This window comes from Prosthecobacter fluviatilis (assembly GCF_055388355.1).
Genome location: NZ_AP043782.1, coordinates 889,506 through 916,222 on the forward strand (window position 1 = coordinate 889,506; position 26,717 = coordinate 916,222).

Below are 26,717 nucleotides of genomic sequence, written 5' to 3' on the forward strand. Positions count from 1 at the left end.
CGGTCAATCCTGCCCGTGAAGAGAGCGCTGCTCACGGGCAGGATTGACCGTGCTACTGGTCTTATTCCACGCTGAGATCGGAGAAGAGAACGCACCAGTTCCACAGTGGGTAGGGCTGGCCTGCGCGGGTGCCGTAGGCTGGGTCGGTAAAGGTGAAGACGGAGCGTTCGTCATCGGAGTCGCGGAGGTTGCCGTAGCTGAAGGAGCGCATGGCCACGAGGTCCTGGCCGGGCTCGAAGGGTCTGCCGTCGCGGAGTTCTGCGGGGTCGTAGCTGAGAACGGCGGCGCCGTTTTCTTCGCGCACGGAGCGCACCGGGACGCGGGCGACGGGACCGGTGGTGGTGACGGCGAGGAAAGCGCCTTCGTTCATGAGCTGCTTGATGGGCTCTGTGAGACCGACGGAGATCAGGAGCTCGCCCGCACGCACTGAGGCTACTTTGCCAAGCGAACCGGCATACGGGTGGCCGTAGCTGAGGCGGCCGGTTTCACCTTCGGACAAGGGTGCGGCCAGACGGATGCGGACCTGAGCGGGGGCAACGACCTCAACTGAGGCGAGGGCAAGGGCGGCGCCGGTGCTGTCGTGCGCACGGAAGCCGGCCAGCGAGGTGAAGGTGCCGTTTGCGGCGATCTCCTGCCGTGGGAGGAAAGTGGTATCTAATACCAGAGGAGGACGGGGTACGGTGAAGCTGACGAGGATGGTGTCGCGCGTGGCTTCGAGAAATGCCTTTCGCGGGCGCAGCGGCTGCCAGTCCTCGCCGCGATCCAGCACGCGGTGCATGACCTTGCCCACCTGCTCGCCCCACCAGCGTTCGCCATCGGCGGAGAGATGGATGGGATCGCCATGGCGGCCGGGTTTGGTGCGGCTGTTGATGGCGCTGGGCACGGCGTAGTGGGGGCCGACCATGATGATGTTTTTATCGGCATCCGCGGCCATGAGCTGCGCCTCGCCTGCGGGGCCGAGGGTCTGGTAGGTAAAGAGGGGGAGTTCCGTTTTCTGTCCGGTGATAGCGCAGAGATCAGCCGACCACTGCCTGCGGTAGACGATGAGTTGATCGCGATACCAGACGAGGCCCTGCGCGCGTGGCAGTTCGGCATCCCAGCGGGTGGGGACGATGCCGCCGGTGGGGCCGCCGTTTCCCTCTCCCTGCATCCAGTAGAGTGCGGCGATGCGGAAGTCTGCGCCCGCAGCTTTGGCCTGCGCGACGGCGCGGCGTGCGTCGTCCAAACTGGTGCGGTAGTAGCCACCGCCGTGACGGCGGGACTCAGGCGTGCGGGCATCGGTGGAAAGGTCTGTGCTGGATAGTTCCTGAATCTGCCTGCCCCCCTGCCCTGCACAGGCGACGAGGAAGCGTGAGGCTGACTGCACGGCACGCGCCTTGTTGTTTTCAAATCGCAGCGACTGCCAGTGGTCGGCCATGCCATTGGCGATGGTTTCGCCGAGGCCGCCATTCTTCTGCGCGAGCAGTGGCACGAGCTGGAATGACTCTGGCGCACGCTGATCGGGAGCGGCAGGATGATCTGACGCGAGCCAGGTGCGCACGCCGCGCTGAAAGGCTCGATTTCCCCAGCCGGTGTCTGCGCTGGTGACGATGGGAAGGGACTCCGAGCCATCGCACAAGGACTGGCCCATCATCCAGATGCCGGAGATGGCGGGCGTGGAATCCACGGCGCCCGCAAGCCCGGTGAGTGCGAGGAGGAGGAGGATGCGGAGTGTCACGGCGTGAACTGGAAGGAGAAGACGTCGGCGTCCTTCATGGAGATGCGCAGGCGCAGCGGCTTTCCAGCGAGCTTGCTGACATCGGCGCCGGATTTCCACGCAACTTTGCGGTCGAGCTCATTGCCGATCTGCATGACGCAGTCCTCCAGGCCGAAACCGGGCACGGGTTTGCCGTCCACATCTTCGAGGCCGACCTTCACACCACCAGCGGCAGAGGTGGAGAAATTCAGGGAGAGCTCGCGTCCGGCAAAGACCACGGGCCGGGTGATGGCGTGGCCGCCTGCGTAGCCGCAATGCAGCGAGGCAAAGCCGTCCGTGCGCAGCGAGTAGCGGCGCATGTGCGCGGTGGGCTGGGCGTAGTCCTGATTTACAAAGACGGACATCTCATGCGGCCCGGTGGGGACCACATTGAGGGCGGGATAATTGGTGCGTGAGACCCAGTTTTGCGCGCCGATGCCGCCACGGATGAAGCCTTCCAAAAAGGTGCGGTCATAGATACCGGCATGCGCGGTGCCCTCCACCGGACGGGTGGTCATGAAGATGGCGTCGGAGGTGTCTTTGAAGTAATTGGGGTTCACCTTGATGGCGGCGGCCTGCTCGTCTGTGAGCACGCGGCGGCCCGGCATGAAGCGCGCGGCGATGGAGACATACAGATGCGGTGCGCGGAAATAGGGGTGCGTTTGATTGGTGTAGAGATGCTCGATGGGCGCCTGCATGGAGGGATGGCGATACTCCATGAGCACGGGCGCGGACCAGGTGCGGAAGTCGCTGCTCTCGCTGCGGACGATGCGGCGGATGCCGCCCTCAAAGACGCGGTAGTAGGCGACGTATCTGCCCTCGGCTGCGGACCAGAAAGGGACGTTCTGCGAATCGAACATGTACTTGTAGGGCACCATGGCCTTGGTGATCACGGGCTCGGCGGTGATCTTTTCCCAGCGCAGGCCGTCGGGAGATTTCCAGGCGGTGAGGCCGCCGCCCTCCATGGTGCCGCCGAAGGCCTTGAAGCGCTCGCCTTCCGGCACGCCGGGGCGCTGGTCGCGGAAGGGGCTGAAGTTGTGCGTGGCGGTGTGCGCCTTCATGAGCACGACGTTGTTTTTACGAGTGCCCATCACCTCATAGATGCCGAGCTCGGGCTTTGTCCAGGTGCGGCCATCGGCTGACTCCGCGACGCAGGTCAGCTCCTCCTCGCTGCCGTCCTTGTTGGCCACGGCCTTGCCGCGGTAGTAGGCGCGGAGGCGGCCATCGTCGAGTGTGACGAGGGTGGCGTAGCCGCTGAAGAGGCCTTCCCACGGAAGATCGAACTTGAAGGCCACGCCTTCATCGCGCGGAGTCTGGAGCTGCAGGTGCGTGCCGCTGAAGCTCTCGATCAAAAAGGAGTCTGCGAAGAGCTCGCGGCGGCCGCCGATCTGAGTGGGGGCATCGGCAGCGGCCAGAGAACTAGCCAGCAGGAGGGTGAAAAGGAGCTGTGGTTTCATGGTTGAGCTGGTTTCAAATGGTGAGAGAGGACTTCCTGCATGGTGGTGGCGGGCCGGCCATCCTGCGAATGGTGGACCTCGCATGACACGCCGAGAGTCTGCAGCGTGGCCTGGAGCATGAGCGCATGCAGCACGCTGTGGCTGGGGTCTGACTGCGGCTGGCCTTTGACGGGTGGCTTGTCGTCCTTGGTGTAAATGACGTATGCAGGCGGGTCATCCGCGCTGGCGTGAGCGATGGGCGACCAGCGGCGGATGTCTGCGAGGTGCTTTTCTCGATCGGCGAGGAAGAGCGGGAAGGTTTCCTTGCGTGACTTTGACAGCGGGTAGCCAAAGGCGTGCGCACCGTATTCGCTGTTGGGGATCCACTCGACGAGTTGCTGAGGATCGAAGGAGGCCTGCGGGGCTTTGGTGGCGGTGAAGAGGAGACGGGTGGATTCACGTGCGACGGGGTCGGCGCTCTGCGGCTCGGCCATGTCATCGTGCATAGCCAGCCAGAGAGAGGAGCAGCCGCCTGCGCTCACACCGCTGGCAGCGATGCGTATTTTGTCGAGGTGCCATGCGTCCGCCTTGGAGCGGAGAAACTGCAAAGCACGCGCGGCATCCTGCAAGGGCCATTGCAGAGGCGGGCTGACCTTGGCGGCATTGGCATCGGCGAGGAAGCGGTAATTGATGGAAGCGACGGAGATGCCGGCAGCGAGAAAGGCGCGGACGTCGAGATGCTGGTGGATGTCGGTCTTGTCCTGCGCATTCCAGCCACCGCCGTGGATGTAAAACACGACCGGGGTGGGTTTGGGAGACTGCGCTAGCCACACGTCCATGCTCTGGCGAAAGTGAGTGCCGTAGGGAAGATCGGTGAAGGTGGCGGGTGTGGCGTCGAGCTTGTCCGTGGCGTATTTTTCCCGCACCTCCGCAGGCGGCATCCAGCCGGTGGGGCGCTGCTCGTCGGGAGTGTAGGCGCAGGTGATGAAGTAAAGACCATGCGCGGGAAGCTTCTGTGGTGGCACGTTTACCTGCACCTGGGTGAAGCCATCGGCATGCCAGCTCTCGTAGCCGTCAGTGGCGTCTGTCTTTAACACGCTGCCATTGAGGCGGACTTCGATCTGCCGGGGCTCGCGATAGGGCAGGCGCAGGCGGAAGCCGATGCCGTGGGAGAAGGAGGCGTCGGTCGTGGCGGCGAGCAGTTGCTCGGGCGTCTGCTCCATGGCGATCTTGAGCTCGGGGCCTGCTTTGATGAAGCGCTCGATCCCGGCGGCGGAATCTCCCAGCAGAGGGCGGAAGTCATTGCGAGCGATGGCGTGCTTGGCGGCTGCGGTGGTGGCGACGACGAGGGTCTCGCGGCCCACGGTCTGCGGATAGAGAAAGCCGAGGGCGAAGTCGCTTTGCTGATTCCACAGCTCCACGCGGCTGGCGCGGCGCTCTGCGGCGGTGCTGCCATAAGCGGTGACGTAGTGGCCGACGAAGTGGCGCATGCGGTTCACGGGATAGCCGGGAGTGCGCTCATCGAGCCATACACCATTGCCGATGCGCATGAGGCCCTGCATGCGGGCCACGAGGCTCTGCTCCCAGGCCACCTCCTGCGTGAGCAGCATGGTGTGGTATCTGGCGTAGCCGTAGTGCGCGGAGTAAAACATGGGCATGCCGTGCCAGAGCTTGCGCCCGAGCGGGGCGAGCTCCGGGCCCCAGAAGGTGCGCTGGGCATCGGCCTCAAAGCGATCTGAGGGGAAACCGGCTGCGCGCCCGGCATCGATCATCGCCTCTGTCACGCGCCAGTCCCAGGGGCGCAGCGCATAATTGGAATACGCGCCGCCGGTGACCTCCGTCATGATCTGACCGTGATACATGCGGCGTGAGCCGAGTTGGGAGGGCGCGTATTCCTGAAGGCCGGTGCCGTGCAGATCGGCATGCACCTCGGGCTGGTATTCATCGATGACGGAAAGCACGGCGGTGAGCTCCGGTGCGTCCTCCTGCTGGGTGAGTGTGAGGGTCTTCACATCCCACAGCTTGCGGAGACGACCGCCGCCTGTGTAGGGGTCCACGCCATGCTCATTGCGGAAGCGGTCGGTGTAAAACATGGCCAGCGGATTCACGCAGGGCATAATGAGAATGATCTGCTTCTTTCGCGTCTCGACCGCGAGCGGATCATCGCCGAGGCACCACTCCGCGAAGGCCATGGCCCCGGTGGTGCCAGTGCGCTCCGGCCCACTGTGCAGGGTGGTGATGAGGCACACCTGCTTGTCGGTGGCAGGCACGGTGGTGTCGGTGATCTTGAGGAGATACACGGGCATGGTCTGCCCGCTCATGCCGCGTGATTCGAGCGACATGATCTTGGGAAACTTCTGCCGCCAGTGGGTCAGCGTGCCGACATACTCCTCCCAGGTGAGCCGGTGCATGGGTGCGTAGCTTTCCTGAGCGCCGAGCGGCACCAACGCTGCGAGCAGGCAGAAAAGAGCGAGGAGGTGCTTCATGCAGGAGGCGTTGCGGCCACAGCGGCTGCGTAGGCTGTTTTGAGATGGGGGTCGGTCTGCGTGTGGCTGCCGCGATAGACGAGCAGGAGCCCGAGGCGTGAGTGGTCGGTCGTGTTTGGCGCGGAGTGGTGGATGGTCTCGCAGTGATGGATGGTGGCGTCTCCGGGAGCGAGGAGGCCGCAGAATTGCTCGCTGAGCGGCACCTCGGATGGCTGCGCCATGCCGATGCTGTTTCCACGCACACCGCTGGGCCGGGTGGGCTGCATGCCGCCGTGATGCGAGCCTTTGACAAAGAAGACGGGGCCATTGGCCTCCGTCACCGCATCGATGGCGATCCACACGGTGAGCATGTCCGGCGGACTCTGGCAGAAATAGGCGTTGTCCTGGTGATAGGGCACGCCGGAGCCGATGCGCGCAGGCTTGTTGAAAGTCTCCACTCCGACGAGCACGGGCTGCCCATGCAGCAAAGGGCCTACGAGCGCGAGGATGTCTGCGCGCTCGCCGAGATGGCGGAACCAATCGTTGTATTTTTCCAGACGCCAGAGGTTGCGCACGGTCTTTTCGTCTTTCTCGAAGGTGCGTGCATCCACCGGAAGCGAGGCGAGGTCATCGCGGAGGTAGCGCTCCAGCTCGGCACGCACGGCGGCGACTTCAGCGGCATTGAGAAACTCATGGATCAGCACGACGCCATCGCGTTCGTAGTCGCCGAGGATTTTGCTGCTGACGTTCATGTGATCAAGATGTGCGCTTGTTTCACTGCCTTACTGTTTTTTGCCAAGCAGCTGCTGCATGGCGCCGGTGAGCACCTGCTCGACCTCGGGGGCGACATTGGAGGAAGTGGGACCGGTTTCGTAGCCACCCTCGGGATAGGCGGCGGCAGTGCCGATGTAGCCGGGGCCGTAGTCGCCGTAGGCGGCCATCATGACGTGGAGGTCCGGGCGCATGGCCTTGGCGGCGAGCTGGTATTCGACAAAGAGCTCGCCGGGCAGATGAAGCATGCGCGTGTCTCCGACCTGGAGGCAGGTGATGTCGATCTGATGACCGGCCTTGCTGCGGCGCACAAAGGCGAGCTGGTCGGCAAAGGAGATGTAGCCCTTGGCGGCGGTGGATTTGAGCTGGGTGACGAGGTCCTCCTCGTTCAGGCGTGGGGAGAGCGGCAGTTTCACCGGCACACTGCCCCAGCCGATTTCCGCGCTGGTGAGCGGCTGCTTCACAGTCTTGTCGTAGGCCTCGCGCATGCCTGCTGCGAGGCGTGTGGCGAGGATGACGCGATTAGCCTGAGCGCCGTCGTTGTACTTGCCCGCAGCCACGTTGCCACCAGCGCCATTGAAGTGAACGTGCAGTGCGGCATTCACATCCTGGCCGCGAATGAAGCGTGCAATGCCGGGGAAATCCGGGCTGGGAATGCCGAGGCGGTAGTAGCTCTGCGGATGGCAGGCGTAGCTGGTGAGCACCGCCACGGGTTTGTCTCCATTCCAAAAGCTGAGCACGGAGACGAGGGGATCGATGAGTCCTTCCGGCAGGGAGATGAGGCCTTCGATTTTGCAGGCGCTGCCACGCATGCGACCCACGCGTCCATCGGCAAGACGCTCGACGCGGCGGTTGGAGGCGACCTCCTTCACCACGGCCTCGCCGTAGCCGTAGTGGCTGATGGGCTGGGCATTGGGCAATGCCGCGCGGATGGCATCTGCCGCGCGCTGGATGACCTGACGGTGAAAGGCGCCGTCAAAGCGAGTGTAGCCCTGCACGCCGAGTTCCTGGATGATCTTCTCCGCCGTGAAGTCGCAGCCGGGGGCATCGTGCTGATGCAGGGCATGCACGGCCACGCGGCCCGGCACGGTGCCAGCAGCCTCGGCCAGCGCGGTGCGAAAGGCATCGTGCCCTTCATTGGCGATGCCGATCCAGTCCACCGCGCAGAGCACGACGGGTTGCGCGGAGCCGAGGATGACGATGCCACGGCAGCGCAGCGTGAGCTCGTCCACGCGCTTGACCGGATCGTAGGCCATGGCGGAGCCGAGCGGCGGCGTGGCGTCCACGTCAAAGGTAGCCACACGCACCGTCTCGGCGGCGCGTGCGGACAGCCCCAGGCAGAGGGGTGAAAGGAACAATGCGAGAAGGAGCAGGGCTTTCATGAGCGGAAGATGAGAGGTGAAATGTGAGCTCAGCGTGGCGTGGCGGCCTTTACATCACCGAGACCGGTGAACATTTCTTTCCGTGTCTCATTGAAAAGATGCAGGCCGTCCGCACCCGCAGCATACACTTTGGCGGCACGGGACTCGTACTGCTCGCGGGTAAGGTGCTCGCTGGGCGGCGGCTTGAGCTTGCCTGCGGCGATGAGGCGATCCTCCTCGGCTGTGCGGTCGTGGCCTTTGGTGATGGCCTCTTCTCCAAACAGCACCGCGCAGCCGCTGCCTTTCGCCATCTGCACAAAGGGGGCGATGTCAAAGTCGTAACCACCGAGGCCATACTGACCGACCACGAGGTAGTCGAGCAGCCCGTCCTTGAGCCAGGTGCTGACGTCGCAGCCCCAGGTGGGGTATTTCTGCCAGTCGATGCGCACGGAGAGGCCGAGGTGTTTATTCTTCGCCCTGCCTGCCTCATCGAGAATCCGGCGCACCTCGCGCACAAACTGCGTCATGACCTCGTAGCGCAGCGGCACCCAGCGCGGATCATCCTGGCCCACGGTGGCGGCTTCGACGCCGTATCTGGCCTTGAAGGCATCGGCCATGGGCTTCTCAAAGCCGAAGAAAACGGGATGGCGCTGGAAGTCGAGATTGATGCCGTCGATGTCCTGCTGCACGGCCTCGTGGAGGATGCCCAGCTTGAACTCGCGCACCTCGGGAAAGGCAAAGGAGAAGCGGTAGCCGGTCTTGCCCTTGGCATCGATGATGCGCAGCTCGGGGTGCTGCCACCAGAAAGTGCTGTTGGCGTATTTGGGAAAGCTGCCCTGCCACATGTTTTCGGGGTAGTCGCCATTCATGCGGAGCGAGGCATAGCAGGCCAGCCCGGCCTCGTGGCAGGCGTCTGTCACGATCTTGAGCGTGTTTTCGCCGCCATCGGCCATGCGCTTGAGGGTTTCATGCGCCAGCTTGTCGCCCCGGCGTGGAAAGTCCGTCATGCCGGCGCCGATCAGCTCCGTAACCTTGCTGGGGTAGTTGGCGCGGCTGCCCGCGATGATGCACCACTCCATCACGGCCACCTGCGTGTCCTTGTAGGCGAGCATGGTTTTTTTCAGATCCTCCGCCGTCTTGTAGCGGCCGCTGTGAAAGGCGCTGAAGCCATCGTCATTCACCACGAGTAGCTTGGTGCCGTGGTGTGGCCTGGGCGGCTCGGCGGCAAAGAGCAGCGGGGCGGCCAGGGCGAGGAGCAGAAGATGGCCTTTCATGGCATCAGTAGGTCTTTCCAGCGGGAATAGCGGAGTGGCCGGAGATCTCGCTGAGCACGCTGTCAAATTGTGCGGCGCAGTCGCTCAGGTGCGCATGCAGTGCGCCGAACTCGCTGCCCAGCACGACAAACTGCGCGCCCAGCTCGATGATGGTTTTGGCATCGGCCGCACTGCCTACGGGGCGGCCCCAGGTTTTGCCATGCTTGCGGCAGGCGGCGGAGATTTTCCTCTGCACGTCCATCATCACGGGATCGCTCACGGCGGGCGTGCAGCCGAGGCGCAGGGACATGTCGCCAGGGCCGAGGAAGAGGACCTCGACACCGGGCACGGCGGCGATCTCATCCACCTGAGCGAGGGCATCGGGGGTTTCGATCTGCGCGACGAGGAAGGTCTCGCGGTTGGCGGCGTCGGTATAGTCGTCGGGCTTGCCGATCCAGTAGCTGGCATCGCGACCGCCGCCGCAGAAGCCGCGATCTCCCAGCGGTGGAAACTTCATGGCGGTGACGAGCGCGCGAGCCTCGGCCGCGCTGCCCACGTGGGGGATCATGAGGCCGGAGGCGCCGTCTTCCAGCAGGCGGTAGAGGCCGTTTTTCTCCTTGGTCTGCGCACGCCAGACGCAGTCGATGTCCGCCGCGTGATGGCGGCCCAGCATGGTTTCGGCCTCGCGCGGGTCCCAGACGCGGTGCTCGGCGTCCAGCCAGATGCCGTCGTATTTGAAATGGGCGGCGATGGCCGGAAAGAAGGCGATGGGCGAACCGGTGCAGCAGATGCGGGCCACCTGGCCGGAGCGGATTTTGGCGAGGACTTTGGAGCGTCTCATAAAATGGGAAATCAGGGTTTTTGCTGTGCGAGCCAGGTGGAGAGAAGGTCGAGAAGTGGCGAGGCATCACCGCTGCAGCGTGTGATCATCGAAAGATCCTGCGCCTTGATGAGGCGCTGAGCGAATGCCTCGTGGCGGCTTTCCTCCTTGCTGAGCACCGGCTTTGCCGCCGAAGGCAGCGCCACCATCACGTCCCACTGCTGCGGGCCAAAGCTGAGCGACCAGTTCATGACCCAGGAGTAATCGTGATGAAACTGCTGCTGATCCTTCAGCGGAAGCTCAGCGGGCAGGGCGATGAGCACCAGATCCGGCTTCATGCTGCGCACCTTGCGCGCAGAGACCTCAAGCTGCGCGAGCGTCTGGCCTGCGACGGGCCAGGGCGTGACTGTGACCACGGCTGCGGAATAGAGGCGCTGCAACGCCGGTGCGATGACCTCGTAATAAGGCGGCATGGCGAACACATTCACGGGCTGTCCAGCCTTGAGCTTTGCGAAGATGTGCGGGAGCACAGGCGTGGGCGGGCCAACCTCACGCAGTGAAACCGTCTTTCCGACGATGGCCTGCGCGAGAGTTTCGGCAAACAGCTTGTGACCGGCCATGTTGGGATGAATCGTGTCGCTGAGGAGCAGATTCCATTCGGCGGCATCGGCTGCATGCACCGACTCAAAGGCGGCGAAGCAGTCGGCCACGGGCAGCGCCACGTCTTTGGCCACATCGCGGATGGCCTGGGTAAACTCGGCGAGGCGGGCGCGCGGACGCTGCGGAGTCTCGACGACAGAGTTCTGCGTGCAAAGAAGCACCTCGGCACCGCCTGCTCGGCAGCGCGCGATCATCTCGCGCAGGTTCTTTTTAAATACGTCCACCGGCGTGCCCACCAGATCGTTCATGCCAAACATGATCGTCACGAGGTGCGGCTTGCGGGAAAGGACATCGCGGTCAAGGCGCTTGAGGCCGCCGGTGGTGGTGTCTCCGCTGATGCCGGCATTGTGCACGCTGAGCTTTGCCTGCGGGTAGAGCTGGTGCAGCGCGAGCTGGAGCATTTCAGGATACGCGCGGCGGCCACCGCTGTGATAATAGACCCCGGTGATGCTGTCGCCGATGCAGACGATACGCACGGGCTCCTCTCCTGCGGCGAGGAGCGCCGCCGTTTTCAGCGGTGCCGCCGTCAGCAGACTGGCGCAGAAGCACAGGAGGAGAATAAGCGTGCGCATGGGCGTGTCAGGGTTGCTTGAGCCAGTCGCGCGTGATGCGGCGGATGCGCAGGCGATTCAGAGCACCCACCTTGCTGTCGCCTGCGCAGTAGCCGATAAGCATGGCATCGCCCACGAAGTGGATGGCGGTGTAGTGGTAGAGACCGTCGGGATCATTCTCGATGAGCTTGCGCTTGGGCCAGGTCTTGCCGCCGTCGCTTGAGATGGCCGCGACGTAGGGATTGCGCTTCTTGGGCGGGAACGGGAACATGCCGGAGTGATCGTTGTAAATGGCGAGCAGATCGCTGCTGCCAGGCAGGCGCTTGATGCTGGCGGGGCCGTTGGGAGATTTCATCTCGGTGGGCAAGGGCGGGGAGAAGGTCTTGCCCGCATCGGTGGAGTAGAAGCCGTACTGCGCGCCCTGATCCGTGCGGCACCATGAGAAGAGGCCGCCGTCTGCCAGCTCCACGACACCGGGCTCCTGCAGGCCGCTGCCGCTGCGCACCGGCATGGCCCACCAGCTTGAAGACTCCGTCCAGGTGCTGCCTTCATCATCGGAATAGATCCACATGGCGATGGCGCGTGAGTCCCAGGACTTGCTGCTCTCCGGGTCCGTGCCGCGTGAGCGGTGAAACGCCAGCGGAATGACAATGCGGCCCTTGCTGGTCTGGATGACGCGGTCGTTGTTCATCACGAAATAACCCGGTGCCTGCAGCACGAGCTTGGGCTCGCTCCAGGTCTCGCCTTCATCGGTGGAGATGCGCATGTGCGGGCGGCAGTCGATCCAGCTGTTTTTGATGCAGTAAAACATGGCCAGCTTGCCGCTGGCGAGGCGCAGCAGGGAGACGCTCATCACGTTGTCGCCGCCGGTGTTTTCCACCACGGTCACAGGCTGGCTCCAGGTGCGGCCCTGGTCGTCTGAATGAATGCGCACGATGCGGGCGGGGCTCTCATCTCCAGCGCCGCCGTAGAAGTGCGAATAGCAGAAGATGATGCGGCCCGAGGCCAGCGTGGCAAAGGAGCCTTCCGAGTTGCGCGGGTTCTCCTTGGTGGGATCGAGATTGAGCGTGATGGTGCTTTCCGCATGCGCCATGCAGGCCATGACGAGAAGGCAGAGGGCAATGAGTTTCATGATGCGTGCTTGGGTTTACCACTCGCCCTGGCGGGAGAACTGGCTTTTCACATTGGCGCTGAACTGGGTGATGCTGGCTTCGAGATTGGCGACGAGTTCGTCTGTGCTTTGACCTGCTCCATTGCGGGCTGCGGGGATGACGGTGGCGCATTCATTGGCATCCATGAAGCGGGCGGCTTCGAGCAGCTTTGGCTGATCCTCCGGCGGGATGGCCATGAAGCCGTGCTTGTCAGCATGGATCAGATCATCCGGCTTCACCGTGCGACCAAAGACCTCGACTTCACAGCCCCAGCGCACGGGGTGCACAAAGGCATGCCCCACACAAAGACGACGGGCGAGGGCCTTGAATCCCGCATTGGTCATTTCATCCAGATCACGAATGGCACCATCTGTGATGGTGCCCACGCAGCCGAGTGCGCGGAACATGTTGGCGCTCACCTCCCCCCAGGCGGAGCCGAGCACGCGGGGCTTGTCGAGATCCTGCACGACGATGATTTTCGGTCCCGGCACACTGGCGATGTAGCGACGAAACTCCGCCCCGGCGTTTGGGTTCGTCTGACGATGCGCGGCATTGGAGGGCTCGATCACCAAAGTGACGGCGTAGCCCACCATGGGCCCCATCTGCGGCATGAAGTCACGGGTTTCCTCGATGTTGAAGGCGTCTGCGCCCGCATTATGCCGGGTGATCTGCTCCCACCCGTTGTAAATGGTGGGCGTGTTCCAGCGTTTGAGCTGAAGCAGGTCGCTGTGTGTAAGGTGGCGCGAGCTTGAGGACATGGGAATAAAACAGGCTGTTGAAACGATTTGTCACAACGGCTTGCTTCTGGTCTGTTGTCCAAACCAGATGAAGCCGACGACCTCCTCCAGCCCCCGACTGCCGCAGCGCATCTCGCTGGTCAGCCTGACAGCGCAGAGCCTGCGTGAATCCATGCAGGCCGGGCACTGGCATGGATATCTGCCCGGTGAGCGCGAGCTCTGTGCACGCCTGCAGGTGAGCCGACACACCCTGCGCGCAGCGCTGCATGAACTGGAGCGCGACGGCTTTCTTGAAGTGTCTGACAGGCAACGACGGCGGATCAAGACCGCCGTAAAACCGCAGAAGAAGACGGCATCGCGCGTGATCGCGCTCATCTCTCCGCGCCCGCTGCTGGAGATGTCCCCCTCCACCGTGGTGATGGTGGATGATCTCCGAGACCAGCTGTCCCGGGTGGGGTTCAGCTTTGAGATTCACGTGAGCACCGCGTGCTTCACCTCCAAACCGGCGCGCGCGCTCGAGTCCCTGACCACTCGGTCCCCTGCGGCGGCTTGGCTGGTCTTTGGCTCGCTGGAGCCGGTGCAGAGCTGGTTTATGCGCCGCCAGCTTCCCTGCCTCGTGGTGGGCTCATGCGCGCCGGAGATCCGGCTGCCGTCCATAGACACCGACTACCGTGCGCTGTGCCGCCATGCAGGCGGCATGCTGTGCGGCAAAGGCCACCGTCATATCGCCTTTGTGCGCCCCCTGGGAGACTACGGCGGTGACGTGCAAAGCGAGCAAGGGCTGCGAGAGGCCTTGGGCGGCAGCCATGTGCCGACGCTTCAGGTGATATCCCATGACGGCACGGCAGCCCATCTCTGCTCCCTTCTGGACAAGGCGCTGCGCTCACCCCGCCCCCCCACGGCCTACGTGGTCGCACGGGCGATGCATGTGCTCACGGTGCTGATGTTTCTCATGCAGCACGGCAAGCGCATCCCGCAGGATGTGGCGGTGATCTCGCGCGATGACGAAACCTTCCTCCAGCACACCGTGCCGCCCATCACCCGCTATGCCTCAAACACCGGGCAGTTTGCCCGCAGTGTGTGCAAAGCCGCACGCCAGCTTGCCGAAGCCGGCTCACTGCCGCCGAAAGCCATGCGGCTGATGCCGAAGCTGATACGCGGCGAGACGCTGTGAGAAAGAAGGCGATGCAGAATGACCGGCGCGCAATGGGCACGACACAGCACATGGGTCACCACGAGGTCCAGCCGCCATCCACGGCCAGATTCTGACCCGTGATGAATGAGGAGGCATCGCTAAGGAGAAAAGTCACGGCGCCGGCGATCTCCGCCGCCTGCCCCACACGGCCCAGCGGGACTTTTTGGGCAAGGCGCTGCACGAAGTCCGGCTGCTGCACCTGGATGGAAGGATTGGGGAAAGGACCTGGAGAAATGCTGTTGCAGCGGACACCCTGGCGCCCCCAGTGCACGGCCAGGTAACGCGCCAACTGCTGCACGCCGGCCTTTCCCACACCATACTCCACGGGGTTGGGATTCATCGGCACGGCATAGACGGCGGGATCTGGCGAGACGCTGCCATACATGCTGGAAAAGAGGACGACGCTGCCCCTGCCCTGCTCCGCCATGCGCCGGCCCACGGCCCGCGCGAGGGTGAAGGTGGCGGTGAGGTTGCCGTGATTGGCCGTGTCAAAATCCTCGGCGGTGAGATCGTCAAAGCGTTTGGCTGTCGAGGCGTAGGTCATCACCACCAGGCCCTGCGGCACGCCGCAGGCGGCGATGCGGGCATCCACAAAAGCCTCCACTGCGGCAGTGTCCGCCACATTCAGAGATGCGGCTGCCACCTCCGACGGCAAGCTTTTGGCAGCCACCATTTCCTCCGCCCGCCCAGGCAGGTCCACACAGAGCACGCGTGCCCGCAGCTGCGCCAGCTGGGCCACCACCGCCGCGCCGAGATAGCCAGCGCCGCCGAAGACCCAGATGGAACGCTCATTGAGATCGAACGGATGAGAAGGAGACATAAGGCATAACATGGGCAGCCCATGCCACCTGGCTCAAGGCTGCATTGCTGGTCTGTTGTCCATGCCAGACCAGCGCGCCAGAGTCACCCCTTCAGCCGCAGTGTTACTTGGCCACTTCTTTCTTCTTCACCGGATAGGCGCCGGGGTTTTTGACAAATTTTTGCATGCATTCTGTGCAGCAGAAGGAGACAAAGCCCTCCTCCGTTTTCACACGGTAGATGGGGCGGGAGGCCTTATGGTCCACCGGGCATTCGTCATTGATGGGCCAGGCGGCAAACACGGTGGCGGTCATGGCCAGGGTCAGCAGCAGAGGGGCAAGAAGCGATTTCATGGAGGAGGAGTCGAGTTGGAGTTGGCGCGCGTTATGCCCCATGAACGCACGGCCCGCCGGTTCTCATAGGCCATCGCAAATCCCGCCCATGGATGCGCAAGGCAGGCACATCGGCGGGGTTATTTCTCCTCGATGTCCCAGTAGGAAAGCTTGGAAAGCTGCTCCGGAGTCAGGGTGTCGATCCAGCTTTTGCCGTATCTTGAATTGTACATGCGACGCCAGTCAATGGTTCCCTCAGGATTTAATTTCTCCACGGCGACAGAGCCATCATTGCGTCCCACGATGATATTATTCCCTTTCCACACTCGGCCACGCTTGCCGCCGGATTGGTCCGAGACATCCCATTTGGGCGGCCATGAGGCATTGAGTGCATTTTCCACGACGACGGGCATATCTCCGAGGGAAAAATCCGTTTGCGATTTGAGCAGCATCCAGTGGCACTCACCGGGAGTCAGGGCTTGGGAAAAGTCCGGTGCCGTCCCAATGTCACCATCAGGGACGTACATGCTTCGGGGAGGGCAGCCAAAGATGCGTTCATCCGTTACAATGGCCTCTTCAAACAGCCTGCGAAAAACCTGATTCGCTGATGTCACACCGCTCGTTTCCAGTCCTGCGTCTGGATAGACAGAACCGTTGTCCGCGGCATATAGCTTGAGAGCGACAATGATCTGTCTGCAGTTGTTCACGCCTTTCATCTGCGACATGTTTTTAGTAGTCCAGGGCATTGCTGACCAGGTCAGCATGCCCCCAAGGATTACAACGACCAGCACAATCCCCCTTTGCAGGCACCCCCAGCGCTGAATCGAAGACTCGCTCATGGGCATATTCCAGCAAAACAGCAACTCCGAAGCAATCGCAATCGCCTTTGCGCATCCCACCTGAGTCTCCGGAGTGGAATTCCACACGCGGTGATCGCGGACAAGGGCGATTTCGCCTGACGGCGAATCTTGCCCTTTTGACTTATCTTGCCCGCCTTTCCTCATTTGGCGTTAAACATTCCGCATTTCCCCCATTCTTTCCCGCTTGAACCTGCCGTCCCGGCGCGTTTAACACTCTCCTACTCAACCACATGATTTTTCTCGCCGATCTGCCCGCACCCAGCCGCATGGGGGACATCCTCATGGCTTTCCTGAGCATTGTCTTCGAAGGCGCCCCCTACATCCTCATCGGCACGGTCTTTTCAGGGATCATCGACGCCTTTCTGCCGGCCAAGCTGCTGGACCGGGTGCTGCCGAAGAGCAAGGTGCTGGCGACGCTGATCGCGGGCTTCCTCGGCCTCGTGTTTCCGGTGTGCGAGTGCGCTGTGGTGCCGGTGATCCGCCGGCTGGTGCAGAAGGGGCTGCCGCTCTCCTGCGCGGTGACGTACATGCTTTCCGCCCCCATCATGAACCCCATCGTGGCGATCAGCACGCTGACGGCGTTTAAGGAATTCCAAGGCCTGAGCTGGGCCACGGCGGGAAATGCGACGATGACGATCGCACGCCTGTCGCTGGGCTACCTGGTGGCGGTGATCATCGGCCTGGTCGTGCTGCGGTTCAAGCCGGGCCAGGTGCTGCGGGCCAGCATCGCCAACAAAATCGCCGCATCTGAGGCGGAGGCTGAAGATGACCATGGTCATGTGCATGCCCCGGCGGCGAATTTCAACGGCAAGCTGGTGCACGCCATGCGCAGCTCCATGCGCGACTTTCTGGACACAGCGATGTACTTCGCCATCGGCGTGGTGATCACTTCCGTCTTCAACACGCAGATCAACCAGGGGCTGCTGAACACCGTGGCCGGCAATGACTGGCTGGCCGTGCCGTCCCTGATGGGGCTGGCGGTCGTGCTTTCCCTGTGCAGCACCTCGGACGCCTTCATCGCCGCACCGATGACGGCCTTCTCCATGGCGGCCAAGCTGGCCTTCCTGGTCTTTGGCCCCATGATGGACATCAAGCTTCTGTTCATGTACTCCAGTGTCTTCCAGCGCAAGGTGGTCGTATATCTTCTGGTCGGCCTCTTCATTCTCGTCGGCCTGCTCTCGGGGCCGTGGATGAACCTGGTACAACATCTTTACATCAAACCTTAAATCACCATGAGTGGAACCCGCACCCTCGTTCATCTTCTCAGTGTCTCCATGCTGCTGCTTTGGAGCGGCGTGCTGCTTTATTTTTACATCAGCGGCCGTCTGACAAACTACCTCCCGCCGGATGGCATCTTCCGCCCGATGGTGCTGGTGTCCGGCATCGGCCTGGCTGTGCTGGGTCTCTTCAACTTGCTGACCATGGGTGCCGAGGACGCGGGCTGCGAAGGCCATGACCACGGTCACTCGCACGACGGGCACGATCATGATCACAAGGACTGCGGGCATGACCACGCTCACAAGCATGAGCATGCCGGATGCGGCCATGATCACTCCCATGATCACGCGCACAAGGTAGGCTGCTGCGGACACGACCACGGGCATGCGCATGAGCACAAGCATGAACATGGCTGTTGTGGCCATGATCACGCAGCTGAGAACAAGCACGAACACGGCTGCTGCGGGCATGATCACGGCCATGAAGGCCATGCGCACGGCATTCTCGAAGAAAGCTCCTGGCCGGGCCGCATCGCCGTGCTGCTCATTCTAGCCGCCCCCCTCTCCTGGGCAGCGATTTCCACACCAGACCGCTACAGCCCGAACGCCATCGTGAACAAGGGCTTGTACGATCCGAACTACAATGACACCTCGCGCGCGGAGCAGTTCTCTCTGCAAAACAAGGTCAAGGCCCCTGCCAAACCTGCCGCAGAGGCAGCCGCCGCGGCGAAAGTGGTGGAATCAACCCCGGCCACCAAGGCCACTGTGACGACTGAAAAGCCCGCCAGCATGCCTCCGCCCGGAGTCGCCGCCGCCGCCGCCGCTGCTGCGGAGACCAAGGAGCCGCCGAAAAACGTGCCGCCGCCCGCGCAGACCTCCAAGAGCTATGGCACCTTCACCCTGGAAGACCTCAAAAAACAGGTGCCGCAGAGCAAGGAGGGGAACTTCATCCTCGAAGTGCCTGAACTTTACTACACCGGCGGCGATGTGGAGGTACAGAAGGTGCTGACCGGCCAGATGGTGGAGACCGTGGCGCAGGTGCTGCCAGAGAAGGTGAACAATGCCGATGGCCACCGCCTCCGCATTTTCCGCATGCTGGTGCAGTGCTGCGCCGCCGACGCCCGCCCGTACTCCGTGCCGATCGACTTCGGCAAGAAGGCCCCCGAGTTTAAAGACATGACCTGGGTCAAAGTCGTCGGCAAAATGGGCTACAAAAAAGAAGGAACCCAGACCGTGCCCATCATCGAAGCCACCAAGGTGGAGGAGACGACCGCGCCGGACAATGCGATGATTTACTGAAGCCGGGCATCCGCCGCGCCAGACGGCAGGGATGCGCTGTGCGTGTCCCTCGTCCCAGATTGGGCGGTTGTCTCATCGTTTTCCTTCTTTTCAAAAGCCCTCGGCCCACCGCAGACTCGTCACCCTGCAGCCCCGGCTTTCCATGCCTTAAGGACAGCGGACCTTTTTTAGGATGCCTGCGGCGGCCATAGCCCCGGAGCTTCGGCCTCGACGCAGCTGGACCCTAGCGAACAGGCGGGTGCGATGTGGCGGATATAGCCTGCGGGGTGCGCTGAGCAGTGAGAGTGCGGCATTGGATGCAATGCAGCGGTTGCCAGCGGAGCAGTTTTGAATCGATTAAAATAGAGCAATCTGATAAATGCTTAAATAATCCATTCAAAATGCATATGAAACACATCGTGCTGCTTTTCGTTTTTGCACTGTTTATGCCGCCCGTGCAGGCCTCAGATGCGGATGGGCTGAAGGAAATGGCGGCCAGCAAGAGGGCTGCGGCGATCGAACTGGGGTTCGCGATCAATGGCCGCAGATTGGAAGGCAGGGGTGTCTTCATCACGGCAGACGGCCTGGCGCTGGTGGACTTGAGCATGGTCGCGCTGCCCCAGCGGCCGATGGTCTTTGCCGAAGATGGCAGCGAACTGCCGTTTGGGACCATCCTCGGGATCTTTCCGGAGCAGGAGGTGGCGCTGATTAAGTTTGACTATAGCCCCAAGGTCTGGCTGCCGATTGCCGCCCAGGAGCCTGAGATGGGGGAGACGATTGCGTTCATCGCACTCAAGGCGTTCGATTTTCTCAAAACGGACATCCCGCCCGTCATGGGGCCGGTCCTTGCCAAGCGCACCAGCATGACGAGCAATCTCAGCAAGCAACAGTTTACGCGGGTCCTCAGTCTGGGATCAGGCCTGATGTTCAAGCAGCAGCCATGCCTAGGCCCCGGCAGTTTTGCGATCAACAAACAGGGAGAGCTCGTGGCCATCAAACAAGGCATCGAGATGATGGGCCGGCAGATGCTTATCCTGCTCTCGCCGATCAACACGCTGAGGGAGGAGATCAGCCGCCTGGCGCGTAGCGGCCAGAGCATTCCTCACCCCTTGCCCGCTGCCAGCAATCCCATAGACCTTGCCCTGCTGGATGAAGACTACAGCCGCTATGAAATGGCGCATACGATGGGGGACAACGCTGCGGCCATGGCCCACCTGGAAGAACTGGCGAAGCGCTACCCGAACAGCGCCCGGATTCAAAGAATGGCCCACGAGCATCTGAAGCGACCGCCGGCATCAGATGCTGCAGCAAAGACGGCTGATGCGGCCAGCCCTGCCTCCCCAATTTCGGCCGTTGAGAAGGTCGTGCAGTCGGTGGCACGGGCCAGGGATCTCATCGATTCTGGCAAGGATTACACCGGGGCCGTCAGCGTGATCAAGCAGGCATTGGACGTCTGTCCCAAAGACTACCCGGTTCCGCTCATGAACCTGGCCCAATTCGAGCAGCAGCTCGGCCACTCAGCCGAGTACGGGCGCTACTTGCACGAAGTCCTGGCGGTGGCCCCGGAAATCATTGCGATCGTGGAGCAGACACAGCTATGGGAGTTTGAGCAGAAGCACTACGACGAAGCGCAAAAGCTCAGGGATCGCGTTTACGAACTTGATAGGCTCTACCGCCGCCGGTGAACCAAAAAAGCTGACCAAAAGCTGACCTAATCGATCGAGTGGGCTGTCTCACGGCACGTCGTAGGTGCCCAGCGCGGCGACATCGAAGCGGGCCACGCCAGCTTCGACGGCGATCTCGTTGAGGGCTTCGACTTCGGCGGTGCTGAAGAGGAGGCCGCCGGCTTTGGCGGTGTGGGCGGCGTTTTGGGCTTCGGGCTGGCCGGGGAGCATGCAGTTTTCGTTGCCGTGTCCGAGGATGTCGTCGATCACGGCTTTGATGTTCTCATTGAAGTTGCGGCCATTGGAGAAGAGGCCGGTGCTGATGGCATCGGGGTGGATGACCTGGAAGTAGAAGCTGCTGGTGCGCTTTTCACCGGCGGGGAAAGGCTTGCTCTTGATGTCGGGGTGGGCGCCGCCGCCGCGCAGGGTGGGCAGGCCGCCGCCGATCATGCCGCCCATGACCTCGATGAGGAGGGAGAGGCCGTAGCCTTTGTGCGCGCCGAAGGGCATGAGCCAGGCGGCTTCATTGGCGTCGGTGGTGGGCTTGCCGTCCTTGTCCACGGCGGCGCCGGGAGGGAGGGGCTTGCCTTCGCGCTTGAGCTGCTGGACTCGGCCCATGGCGACGGTGGAGGTGGCCCAGTCGATGACGATGGGGAAGCCGCAGGCATCCTGCGTGGGGAGGCCCCAGGAGTGGGGATTGGTGCCCAGCACGGGGAATTTGCCGCCGAAGGGGACGACCTCGCCGAGGGTGGAGGTGCAATTCGTGTAGGCGATGTAGCCTTTCTTGGCGGCGTCCATGACGTAGCCGCCGCCCCAGAGGTAGTGGAAGGCATTGTCCACGCTGACCTGGCCGATGCCGTATTTGTCCGCCAGCTCCATGCAGCGCTCCATGGCGCGGAAGGCGACGCTCTGGCCGAGCTTCAATTTGCCGTCCCAGGCTTCGCTGGCGGCGAAGGGTTTTTTGATGACCTCGATCTCGGCACCCGGTTTGCAGCCGCCGGTGGCGCTGCCAAAGAGGTGGTCGAGGTGGAGGGCCTTGATGGCGTTGTGGGTGCGGATGCCATGCGCGGAGGCCATCTCGCAAAACCGTGCTCCGTCCTCGGCCTCGGCCTGGGTGTAGCCGCGGTGCTGGTAGGCGGCGCGGACGAGTGCGTTGTGGGCTTCGGTGGGGACGATGTGGTAGGTGGTGGGCATGGTTTGCCCGGGATATTGGAGCATCTGCCCGGACACGCAAGAAGCAGAAACAAAGAAGGCTCCGCTCTTGCGAGCGGAGCCCTCCGGAAGTCTCGGCGATGAAGCCGCATCTGAGACAGCCTTACTTGGCGGCGCCCTTGAAGACGTCGTGGCAGGCCTTGCAGTTGTTGGCCTTCTTGAATTCGCTGATGCCGCTGGCGTCCTTGGCCTTCACTTTCTGCAGTGCAGCGACCATGCCCTTGCACTTTTCCACCCAGGCGGCCTTGTCACCCTTCGGAGGGGTGGCTGCGCAGATAGCCTGCACGCACTTGATCAGAGTGTCGAGTTCGGCGTCCGTGGCCTCGCCTTTGCCAACCTTCTTGGCGATGGCGTCTTCAGGCTTGAAATTCTTCTTCATGGCACCTTTGATGACGTCGTCCGCAGAAGCGGTGCTGAGGCCGAAGGCAAGGCAGAGGAGGGAGAGTGCGATTTTCTTCATGGGGTGACGGACAGGTGTTATGATGTGATGTTATTTAGGTAAGGAGCCGCAGCGCGCACGGCCTTGGAAAAACGCACTTCAAGCAGTTCTTTTACCAAGAATGGAAGGCATTATTTCCAATTAGACGTTTTTAATTCGTCCACGCGCTTTGCGTCAATACAGGAATCCACCACACTGAAGACTTCTGCAAAACTCTAAGCGAGATCGGGCGTTGGACGACGTTTCAGGCGACCACCCCATGAAAAGATTCATTCTTCCTCTTCTCCTGCTCACCGGCATCGCCTCCGCGGCAGACTCCGCGCTGCTCATCCAGTTAGGGCTTCATGACAAGGAGTCCACGGTGTGGGACGGGTCGGTGACGGTGACGCCGGGGGAGGTGCTGGAGGTGAACGGCTACCGCTTTGAGCAGAAGGACGCGATGACGGGCAAGAACTCGTGGAAGGCGAGCAGCCGCACGCCTGTGGGCGCGAATGCGAAGGCTCGCGGAAACAATCCGAAGAAGATCGGCCAGATGGCGAGGCAGCTGGGGCCCATCTTTGAAAACGGGGTGTATGTGAAGCTGCGCGATGTGACGCCGGAGAGCAGCGTGGAGGTGACGACGGCGCAGGGAAAGGTGAGCTTCAAGCTGGCGGATGTGAAGCCGGGCGAGGCGCTGGACCTGATGGAGGGCCGCGTGGCGGTGCAGCAGACAGCGTTCAATCTGCGCGTGTTTACCAAGGAACGCACGGACGATGACTTCCCTGCCCTGGCGTTTGATGCGGAGGGGCATGGATTCCTCGTTTACCAGAGCTTCACGCCGGGCATCGACCGCGATGAGCGGGCGAAGCGCTGGGACACGGAGCCGGAGGATCTGTCCTTTCTGAACAAGCCCGCAGGCGGCGATCAGCTCTGGCTGCATGTGCGCCCGGGGAAGCAGTGGGAGGAGCAACGCATGGCCGTGACTGAGACGGGGCGCGACATTTACAAGTCTGCGGTGGCGGCGGATGGCAAGGGCGGCGCGTGGATCGTGTGGAGCGAGCGCGTGGAGGGCAACTTTGAAATCCTGGCGCGTCACTTTGCCGAGGGGAAGCTCGGGGAGGTGGAGAACCTGTCTAAGTCGGCGGGGAATGATCTGAATCCGGTGATCGCGCGCTCGGCGAAGGGCACGCTGGTGCTGGCGTGGATGGCGGCGCAGGAGGGGAAGTTTGAGATCCGCACGCGCACGCATGAAGGCGGCGCCTGGGCGGCGGCGCAGACGGTTTCCAAGAACAGCGGGAACTGCTGGAACCCGGCCCTCAGCGCGGATGCACGCGCGGAGGGCAGCGGGCAATTTGCGCTGGCGTGGGACACCTATGAGAAGGGTGATTACGACATCTGGATGTGCGTGCTGGATGCCAGCGGCAGGCCTGCGGGAGCGCCGATGCCGGTGGCAAACACGCCGCAGTATGAGGCGCGTGCGGCGGTGACGCACGATCGCGAGGGGCGCGTGTGGGTGGCCTATGAAAAGAGCGGCGCCACCTGGGGCAAGGACTGGGGCGCGTATGACAGCGGCGATGGCATCGGGCTGTATCGGAATCGTGAGATCGGCGTGAGCGTGTGGGATGGCAAGGCCTGGGCGGAGCCGCAGGGGAGCATCGCCGACGCGCTGCCGGGAGCCATCACGCCGCAGGCGCGTGGCGGCAAAGGCAAGGGCAAAGGGAAAGGCCGTGGCGCGGATGTGAGCACCCCTGCCCCGCCGGCTTCGCCGGAAGTGCCGGATGGGCTGGCGTTTGAAAAGCCCGCCGTGCGCGGCGGTGCGCCGGGAGCGCATGTGGCGGTGAGCGGCCCGCAGACTTACAACAACCTGGGCCGCATCTGCTGCGATTCGGAGGGGCGCGTGTGGCTGATCGCGCGCACGCGGCTGAACAGCTTTCGTGGCCCGCTGGGCAGCACCTGGGGCAGCGTGGCGGCTTATCTGGACGGCGGCGAGTGGGTGGGGCCCATCAGCATCCCGCACAGCGACAACCTCATGTACAACCTGCCCGCCATCGCCACCGGGCCCAAGATGCTGTTTGTGGCGCACAGCAGCGACCACCGGATGGACCGCATGGCGGAGTTTAACCGCTCCAAAACTCCCGGTGGCAAGGGTGGCAATGCGGCGCTGGATGCGAGCAAGGACCCCTTTGACAACGATGTGTATTTCAGCCGGCTGATCGCCAGCGGTCCGGTGAAGCCTGCGGTGCTCCAGCCCCGCGCGGAGCCGCCGCTGGACAATCCCGCGCCGAGCAAGCGCACGGAGGCGGAGCGCGCTGAAGTGGCTGCGATACGCGGCTTCCGCAGCAGCATCGCCGGTACGGAGCGGCGCATCCTGCGTGGTGAATTTCACCGCCACACGGAGATCAGCGGAGACGGCGCAAATGACGGCCCGCTGGAGGACATGTGGCGCTATGCCATCGATGCGGCGTCGATGGACTGGATCGGCAACGGGGACCATGACAACGGCAACGGCCGCGAGTACTCCTGGTGGCTGACGCAGAAGACGACGGACGCCTTTTTCCTGCCGAAGGCCTTCACGCCGATGTTCAGCTACGAGCGCAGCGTGGTGTATCCCGAGGGGCACAGGAATGTGGTCTTTGCCCAGCGCGGTGTGCGCACCCTGCCCCGCCTGCCGCTGAGCGATGTGCGCGTGCATGAGCCCGCGCCGGACACAAACATGCTCTACAAGTACCTGAAGCTCTTCAACGGCGTCTGCGCCAGCCACACGAGCGTGGGCAGCATGGGCACCGACTGGCGGAACTGGGGCGGCGAGTACGAGCCGATGGTGGAGATCTACCAGGGCGCGCGCCAAAACTACGAGTACCCCGGCTGCCCGCGCTGCCCCACGGAGAACGACGCCATCGGCGGCTGGGAGCCCGGCGGCTGGGTGTGCGATGCCTTTGCCAAAGGCTACAAGTTCAGCTTTCAAAGCAGCAGCGACCACGGCAGCACGCACATCAGCTACGCGATGATCTATGCGGAGGATTACAGCCGCGAGGGCATCATCAAGGCGATGCGCCAGCGCCACACGTATGGCGCCACGGACAACATCATCGCCGAAAGCCGCTGCAAGGCGGCTGATGGCAAGGAGCGCATGATGGGAGATGAATTCGGCGTGAAGGGCGCGCCCACGATCTCGCTGAAGCTCATCGGCACGATGCCGTTTGAAAAGGTCACGCTGATCAAGGACAACGTGGAGATCCCGATGACGATCGCCAAGGAGAAGACCATTGATCTGACCTGGACCGATCCGAAGCCGGAGAAAGGCAAGACGAGCTACTACTACTTCCGCGGCGAGCAGACGAACGGGGAGCTGGTGTGGGTGTCGCCGATGTGGATCACTCTTGAATGACGAATGAGACAAACATAGGCTGGAAACGATGGCTGCTGGCTGTCGTGGACGGCGCTTTCTTCGGCTGGTTCTTGTTCATTGCCTTGCACGCGGCCTTGAATCTGATCCAGATTTCCGAGTGGGTCTGGTCCTCAAGACCTGAAAATCTGCAGCCTCCTCTGACGATCTGGGTGAATTTCATTTTACCAGATGAAGCATGGTCAATGGTGTCCGGCATCCTGGCGTTCAGCTTCGGCTTTGCACTGATCAGTCTGACCTCGAACGAAGCACCAACCAGCCGTTTGTTTCGTTGGGCCGTCATATGTGTCCTGACAGTCCTCTTTGGCCTCTCATTGCCGGCGATGGCCGCATTCAAAAATCTAAGCGGCGGCCCCGACGGGCATACTTCGGACGAGGTACTTTTTGTTGCCCTCGCCCTGAGTGTGCTCGTCTATGGCATCACCCGATGCCGTCGCCTTTCACATCCTCAGGCATGAAAAGCCTCCGCTTTCTGGCGGCCTTCGTCATGGCTCACTCCGCCTCCGCCCACCCTGCGGACCAGAGCGAGATGCGTGTACGGCCCACGCCGCACAAGCTGGAGATCCGGCTGACGTTCAACATCCTCACGCTCTCGCGGTTTGTGGGGATCGACACGGATGGGGACATGAAGATCAGCCTGGAGGAGCTGAAGGCGGCGCAGGCGGGGATCGCGACGTATTTGAACCAGCACATCCATGTGGAGATCAACCGCAAGAAGGCGCTGCTGGGCACGGGCGTGCAGTTCAAGCCGCTGTGGCCGGATGCAGAGCAGACGGCGCCGATGACGGAGCCGGAATACGCGGCGCGCAACATGGACGTGACCTTTGTGCAAACCATCGACGGCCAGGTGCTGGAGGACTTCTGGCTGGGGTTTGAGATCTTTGAGCAGACCGGCCCCATGCAGACGATCCGCGGGGTGTATGAGCAGGACGGGCGGATCGAGGAGGTGCCCTTCAGCGTGCAGCAGCCGGAGTATCTCTACGACACAGGCTTTGGGGAGGACCCCTTTGTGCAGGAGGCGGAGAAGAAAGCGAAGGGCGGCAAGCCCGCCATGGCGGACGAGGAGCCGCCCGCACGCCCTGCGGCGATGCTGGCGGGTGCGTCTCCGTATGCCGAGGCGGGGACCGCTGCACCCACCGGCACAGCGGCGACGCTGGGAGGCGGCATGCCGGTGGCGAGCGTCGCTGCGGGTGCTCCTGCTGGAAATTTGGCGGTGAAACTGGCGGCCCCCATCACGCCCCAGGTGGCACCTGCAGCCTCAAGCACGGAACGCTGGTGGTTCGTGCGGGCCGTCGTGCTCATTATTCTCCTCGTTGTCGGAAGGAAAATTCAGCTCAACGCCCGCAACCAGGCTGCCCGCCCCCGCAGGCGCTCCCGCCCCAGGTAGCGCCGCATGT

General features: G+C 62.8%; 22 protein-coding genes. 7 read left to right on the top strand and 15 right to left on the bottom strand.

Annotated elements, in window-relative coordinates:
* Positions 1 to 61: 61 nt before the first annotated feature.
* From ACZ5WW_RS03255 to ACZ5WW_RS03300, 10 genes are read right to left on the bottom strand one after another with little or no spacing between them, the layout of a single operon-like run.
* Entirely contained in the window at positions 62 to 1,717 is a 1,656-nt protein-coding gene (locus ACZ5WW_RS03255) for a phosphate ABC transporter substrate-binding protein (protein WP_377170041.1), read from the bottom strand.
* A complete protein-coding gene (locus ACZ5WW_RS03260; RefSeq protein WP_377170043.1) occupies positions 1,714 to 3,192 on the bottom strand; it encodes a glycoside hydrolase family 32 protein in 1,479 nt (492 codons plus the stop codon). The genes ACZ5WW_RS03255 and ACZ5WW_RS03260 overlap by 4 nt, the downstream gene beginning before the upstream one ends.
* Positions 3,189 to 5,657 carry an alpha/beta hydrolase fold domain-containing protein gene (locus ACZ5WW_RS03265; protein WP_377170046.1) on the bottom strand — a complete coding sequence of 823 codons (2,469 nt, stop codon included), beginning with the start codon at positions 5,655 to 5,657 and terminating at the stop codon, positions 3,189 to 3,191. Before ACZ5WW_RS03265 ends, ACZ5WW_RS03260 begins: the two co-directional genes overlap by 4 nt.
* A complete protein-coding gene (locus tag ACZ5WW_RS03270) occupies positions 5,654 to 6,388 on the bottom strand; it encodes a phytanoyl-CoA dioxygenase family protein (protein WP_377170048.1) in 735 nt (244 codons plus the stop codon). The genes ACZ5WW_RS03265 and ACZ5WW_RS03270 overlap by 4 nt, the downstream gene beginning before the upstream one ends.
* Before the next feature lie 30 nt (positions 6,389 to 6,418).
* Entirely contained in the window at positions 6,419 to 7,789 is a 1,371-nt protein-coding gene (locus ACZ5WW_RS03275; protein WP_377170050.1) for a hypothetical protein, read from the bottom strand.
* A gap of 29 nt (positions 7,790 to 7,818) precedes the next feature.
* Positions 7,819 to 9,042 (bottom strand): family 10 glycosylhydrolase, encoded by a 1,224-nt coding sequence (locus ACZ5WW_RS03280; RefSeq protein ID WP_377170052.1) that lies wholly within the window; start codon positions 9,040 to 9,042, stop codon positions 7,819 to 7,821.
* Positions 9,043 to 9,046: 4 nt separating this feature from the next.
* Complete coding sequence (locus ACZ5WW_RS03285) at positions 9,047 to 9,862, bottom strand: HpcH/HpaI aldolase family protein (protein ID WP_377170054.1); 816 nt, start codon at positions 9,860 to 9,862, stop codon at positions 9,047 to 9,049.
* Between the two features lie 11 nt (positions 9,863 to 9,873).
* A complete protein-coding gene (locus ACZ5WW_RS03290) occupies positions 9,874 to 11,073 on the bottom strand; it encodes an SGNH/GDSL hydrolase family protein (protein ID WP_377170056.1) in 1,200 nt (399 codons plus the stop codon).
* Between the two features lie 7 nt (positions 11,074 to 11,080).
* Positions 11,081 to 12,184, bottom strand: coding sequence for a sialidase family protein (locus ACZ5WW_RS03295; RefSeq protein WP_377170058.1), 1,104 nt, complete (start codon positions 12,182 to 12,184; stop codon positions 11,081 to 11,083).
* Positions 12,185 to 12,199: 15 nt separating this feature from the next.
* The gene (locus ACZ5WW_RS03300; RefSeq protein ID WP_377170060.1) at positions 12,200 to 12,961 is read right to left on the bottom strand and encodes an RraA family protein; all 762 of its coding nucleotides are present in this window, start codon (positions 12,959 to 12,961) and stop codon (positions 12,200 to 12,202) included.
* Positions 12,962 to 13,028: 67 nt separating this feature from the next.
* Between ACZ5WW_RS03300 and ACZ5WW_RS03305 the strand changes: the two genes are divergently transcribed.
* Entirely contained in the window at positions 13,029 to 14,114 is a 1,086-nt protein-coding gene (locus tag ACZ5WW_RS03305) for a substrate-binding domain-containing protein (protein ID WP_377170062.1), read from the top strand.
* A gap of 55 nt (positions 14,115 to 14,169) precedes the next feature.
* Here the strand turns inward: ACZ5WW_RS03305 and ACZ5WW_RS03310 are convergent, their stop codons facing one another.
* From ACZ5WW_RS03310 to ACZ5WW_RS03320, 3 genes are all read right to left on the bottom strand, one after another.
* Positions 14,170 to 14,955 (bottom strand): SDR family oxidoreductase, encoded by a 786-nt coding sequence (locus tag ACZ5WW_RS03310; RefSeq protein WP_377170064.1) that lies wholly within the window; start codon positions 14,953 to 14,955, stop codon positions 14,170 to 14,172.
* A gap of 103 nt (positions 14,956 to 15,058) precedes the next feature.
* Positions 15,059 to 15,286: a hypothetical protein gene (locus tag ACZ5WW_RS03315; protein WP_377170066.1), complete on the bottom strand. Its 228-nt coding sequence runs from the start codon at positions 15,284 to 15,286 to the stop codon at positions 15,059 to 15,061.
* A gap of 119 nt (positions 15,287 to 15,405) precedes the next feature.
* Positions 15,406 to 16,269: a hypothetical protein gene (locus ACZ5WW_RS03320; RefSeq protein WP_377170068.1), complete on the bottom strand. Its 864-nt coding sequence runs from the start codon at positions 16,267 to 16,269 to the stop codon at positions 15,406 to 15,408.
* Between the two features lie 86 nt (positions 16,270 to 16,355).
* Here ACZ5WW_RS03320 and ACZ5WW_RS03325 point away from each other — a divergent pair, with 86 nt between their 5' ends.
* The 3 genes from ACZ5WW_RS03325 (at position 16,356) to ACZ5WW_RS03335 (ending at position 20,305) form a co-directional block, all read left to right on the top strand.
* Positions 16,356 to 17,351, top strand: coding sequence for a permease (locus ACZ5WW_RS03325; RefSeq protein WP_377170070.1), 996 nt, complete (start codon positions 16,356 to 16,358; stop codon positions 17,349 to 17,351).
* A 6-nt stretch (positions 17,352 to 17,357) separates the two neighbouring features.
* Entirely contained in the window at positions 17,358 to 18,641 is a 1,284-nt protein-coding gene (locus ACZ5WW_RS03330) for a TIGR03943 family putative permease subunit (protein ID WP_377170072.1), read from the top strand.
* A 296-nt stretch (positions 18,642 to 18,937) separates the two neighbouring features.
* A complete protein-coding gene (locus tag ACZ5WW_RS03335; protein ID WP_377170074.1) occupies positions 18,938 to 20,305 on the top strand; it encodes a tetratricopeptide repeat protein in 1,368 nt (455 codons plus the stop codon).
* A gap of 48 nt (positions 20,306 to 20,353) precedes the next feature.
* On the opposite strand, the gene ACZ5WW_RS03340 is transcribed toward ACZ5WW_RS03335, so the two are convergent.
* On the bottom strand, positions 20,354 to 21,478 hold the full coding sequence (locus ACZ5WW_RS03340; RefSeq protein WP_377170076.1) for an Ldh family oxidoreductase: 1,125 nt from the start codon (positions 21,476 to 21,478) through the stop codon (positions 20,354 to 20,356).
* A 121-nt stretch (positions 21,479 to 21,599) separates the two neighbouring features.
* On the bottom strand, positions 21,600 to 21,956 hold the full coding sequence (locus ACZ5WW_RS03345; protein WP_377170078.1) for a hypothetical protein: 357 nt from the start codon (positions 21,954 to 21,956) through the stop codon (positions 21,600 to 21,602).
* Between the two features lie 238 nt (positions 21,957 to 22,194).
* Between ACZ5WW_RS03345 and ACZ5WW_RS03350 the strand changes: the two genes are divergently transcribed.
* The 3 genes from ACZ5WW_RS03350 to ACZ5WW_RS03360 are packed head-to-tail and all read left to right on the top strand — an operon-like array spanning position 22,195 to position 26,707.
* Complete coding sequence (locus ACZ5WW_RS03350; protein WP_377170079.1) at positions 22,195 to 25,302, top strand: hypothetical protein; 3,108 nt, start codon at positions 22,195 to 22,197, stop codon at positions 25,300 to 25,302.
* Positions 25,299 to 25,778 carry a hypothetical protein gene (locus ACZ5WW_RS03355; RefSeq protein ID WP_377170080.1) on the top strand — a complete coding sequence of 160 codons (480 nt, stop codon included), beginning with the start codon at positions 25,299 to 25,301 and terminating at the stop codon, positions 25,776 to 25,778. Before ACZ5WW_RS03350 ends, ACZ5WW_RS03355 begins: the two co-directional genes overlap by 4 nt.
* On the top strand, positions 25,775 to 26,707 hold the full coding sequence (locus ACZ5WW_RS03360; protein ID WP_377170081.1) for a hypothetical protein: 933 nt from the start codon (positions 25,775 to 25,777) through the stop codon (positions 26,705 to 26,707). The genes ACZ5WW_RS03355 and ACZ5WW_RS03360 overlap by 4 nt, the downstream gene beginning before the upstream one ends.
* Positions 26,708 to 26,717 lie beyond the last annotated feature (10 nt).

Coding starts and splice junctions, on each gene's coding strand:
- ACZ5WW_RS03260 (WP_377170043.1), bottom strand. CDS start 3,192: ATGAAACCACAGCTCCTTTTCACCCTCCTGCTGGCTAGTTCTCTGGCC.
- ACZ5WW_RS03265 (WP_377170046.1), bottom strand. CDS start 5,657: ATGAAGCACCTCCTCGCTCTTTTCTGCCTGCTCGCAGCGTTGGTGCCG.
- ACZ5WW_RS03270 (WP_377170048.1), bottom strand. CDS start 6,388: ATGAACGTCAGCAGCAAAATCCTCGGCGACTACGAACGCGATGGCGTC.
- ACZ5WW_RS03275 (WP_377170050.1), bottom strand. CDS start 7,789: ATGAAAGCCCTGCTCCTTCTCGCATTGTTCCTTTCACCCCTCTGCCTG.
- ACZ5WW_RS03280 (WP_377170052.1), bottom strand. CDS start 9,042: ATGAAAGGCCATCTTCTGCTCCTCGCCCTGGCCGCCCCGCTGCTCTTT.
- ACZ5WW_RS03285 (WP_377170054.1), bottom strand. CDS start 9,862: ATGAGACGCTCCAAAGTCCTCGCCAAAATCCGCTCCGGCCAGGTGGCC.
- ACZ5WW_RS03290 (WP_377170056.1), bottom strand. CDS start 11,073: ATGCGCACGCTTATTCTCCTCCTGTGCTTCTGCGCCAGTCTGCTGACG.
- ACZ5WW_RS03295 (WP_377170058.1), bottom strand. CDS start 12,184: ATGAAACTCATTGCCCTCTGCCTTCTCGTCATGGCCTGCATGGCGCAT.
- ACZ5WW_RS03300 (WP_377170060.1), bottom strand. CDS start 12,961: ATGTCCTCAAGCTCGCGCCACCTTACACACAGCGACCTGCTTCAGCTC.
- ACZ5WW_RS03305 (WP_377170062.1), top strand. CDS start 13,029: ATGAAGCCGACGACCTCCTCCAGCCCCCGACTGCCGCAGCGCATCTCG.
- ACZ5WW_RS03310 (WP_377170064.1), bottom strand. CDS start 14,955: ATGTCTCCTTCTCATCCGTTCGATCTCAATGAGCGTTCCATCTGGGTC.
- ACZ5WW_RS03315 (WP_377170066.1), bottom strand. CDS start 15,286: ATGAAATCGCTTCTTGCCCCTCTGCTGCTGACCCTGGCCATGACCGCC.
- ACZ5WW_RS03320 (WP_377170068.1), bottom strand. CDS start 16,269: ATGAGGAAAGGCGGGCAAGATAAGTCAAAAGGGCAAGATTCGCCGTCA.
- ACZ5WW_RS03325 (WP_377170070.1), top strand. CDS start 16,356: ATGATTTTTCTCGCCGATCTGCCCGCACCCAGCCGCATGGGGGACATC.
- ACZ5WW_RS03330 (WP_377170072.1), top strand. CDS start 17,358: ATGAGTGGAACCCGCACCCTCGTTCATCTTCTCAGTGTCTCCATGCTG.
- ACZ5WW_RS03335 (WP_377170074.1), top strand. CDS start 18,938: ATGCAATGCAGCGGTTGCCAGCGGAGCAGTTTTGAATCGATTAAAATA.
- ACZ5WW_RS03340 (WP_377170076.1), bottom strand. CDS start 21,478: ATGCCCACCACCTACCACATCGTCCCCACCGAAGCCCACAACGCACTC.
- ACZ5WW_RS03345 (WP_377170078.1), bottom strand. CDS start 21,956: ATGAAGAAAATCGCACTCTCCCTCCTCTGCCTTGCCTTCGGCCTCAGC.
- ACZ5WW_RS03350 (WP_377170079.1), top strand. CDS start 22,195: ATGAAAAGATTCATTCTTCCTCTTCTCCTGCTCACCGGCATCGCCTCC.
- ACZ5WW_RS03355 (WP_377170080.1), top strand. CDS start 25,299: ATGACGAATGAGACAAACATAGGCTGGAAACGATGGCTGCTGGCTGTC.
- ACZ5WW_RS03360 (WP_377170081.1), top strand. CDS start 25,775: ATGAAAAGCCTCCGCTTTCTGGCGGCCTTCGTCATGGCTCACTCCGCC.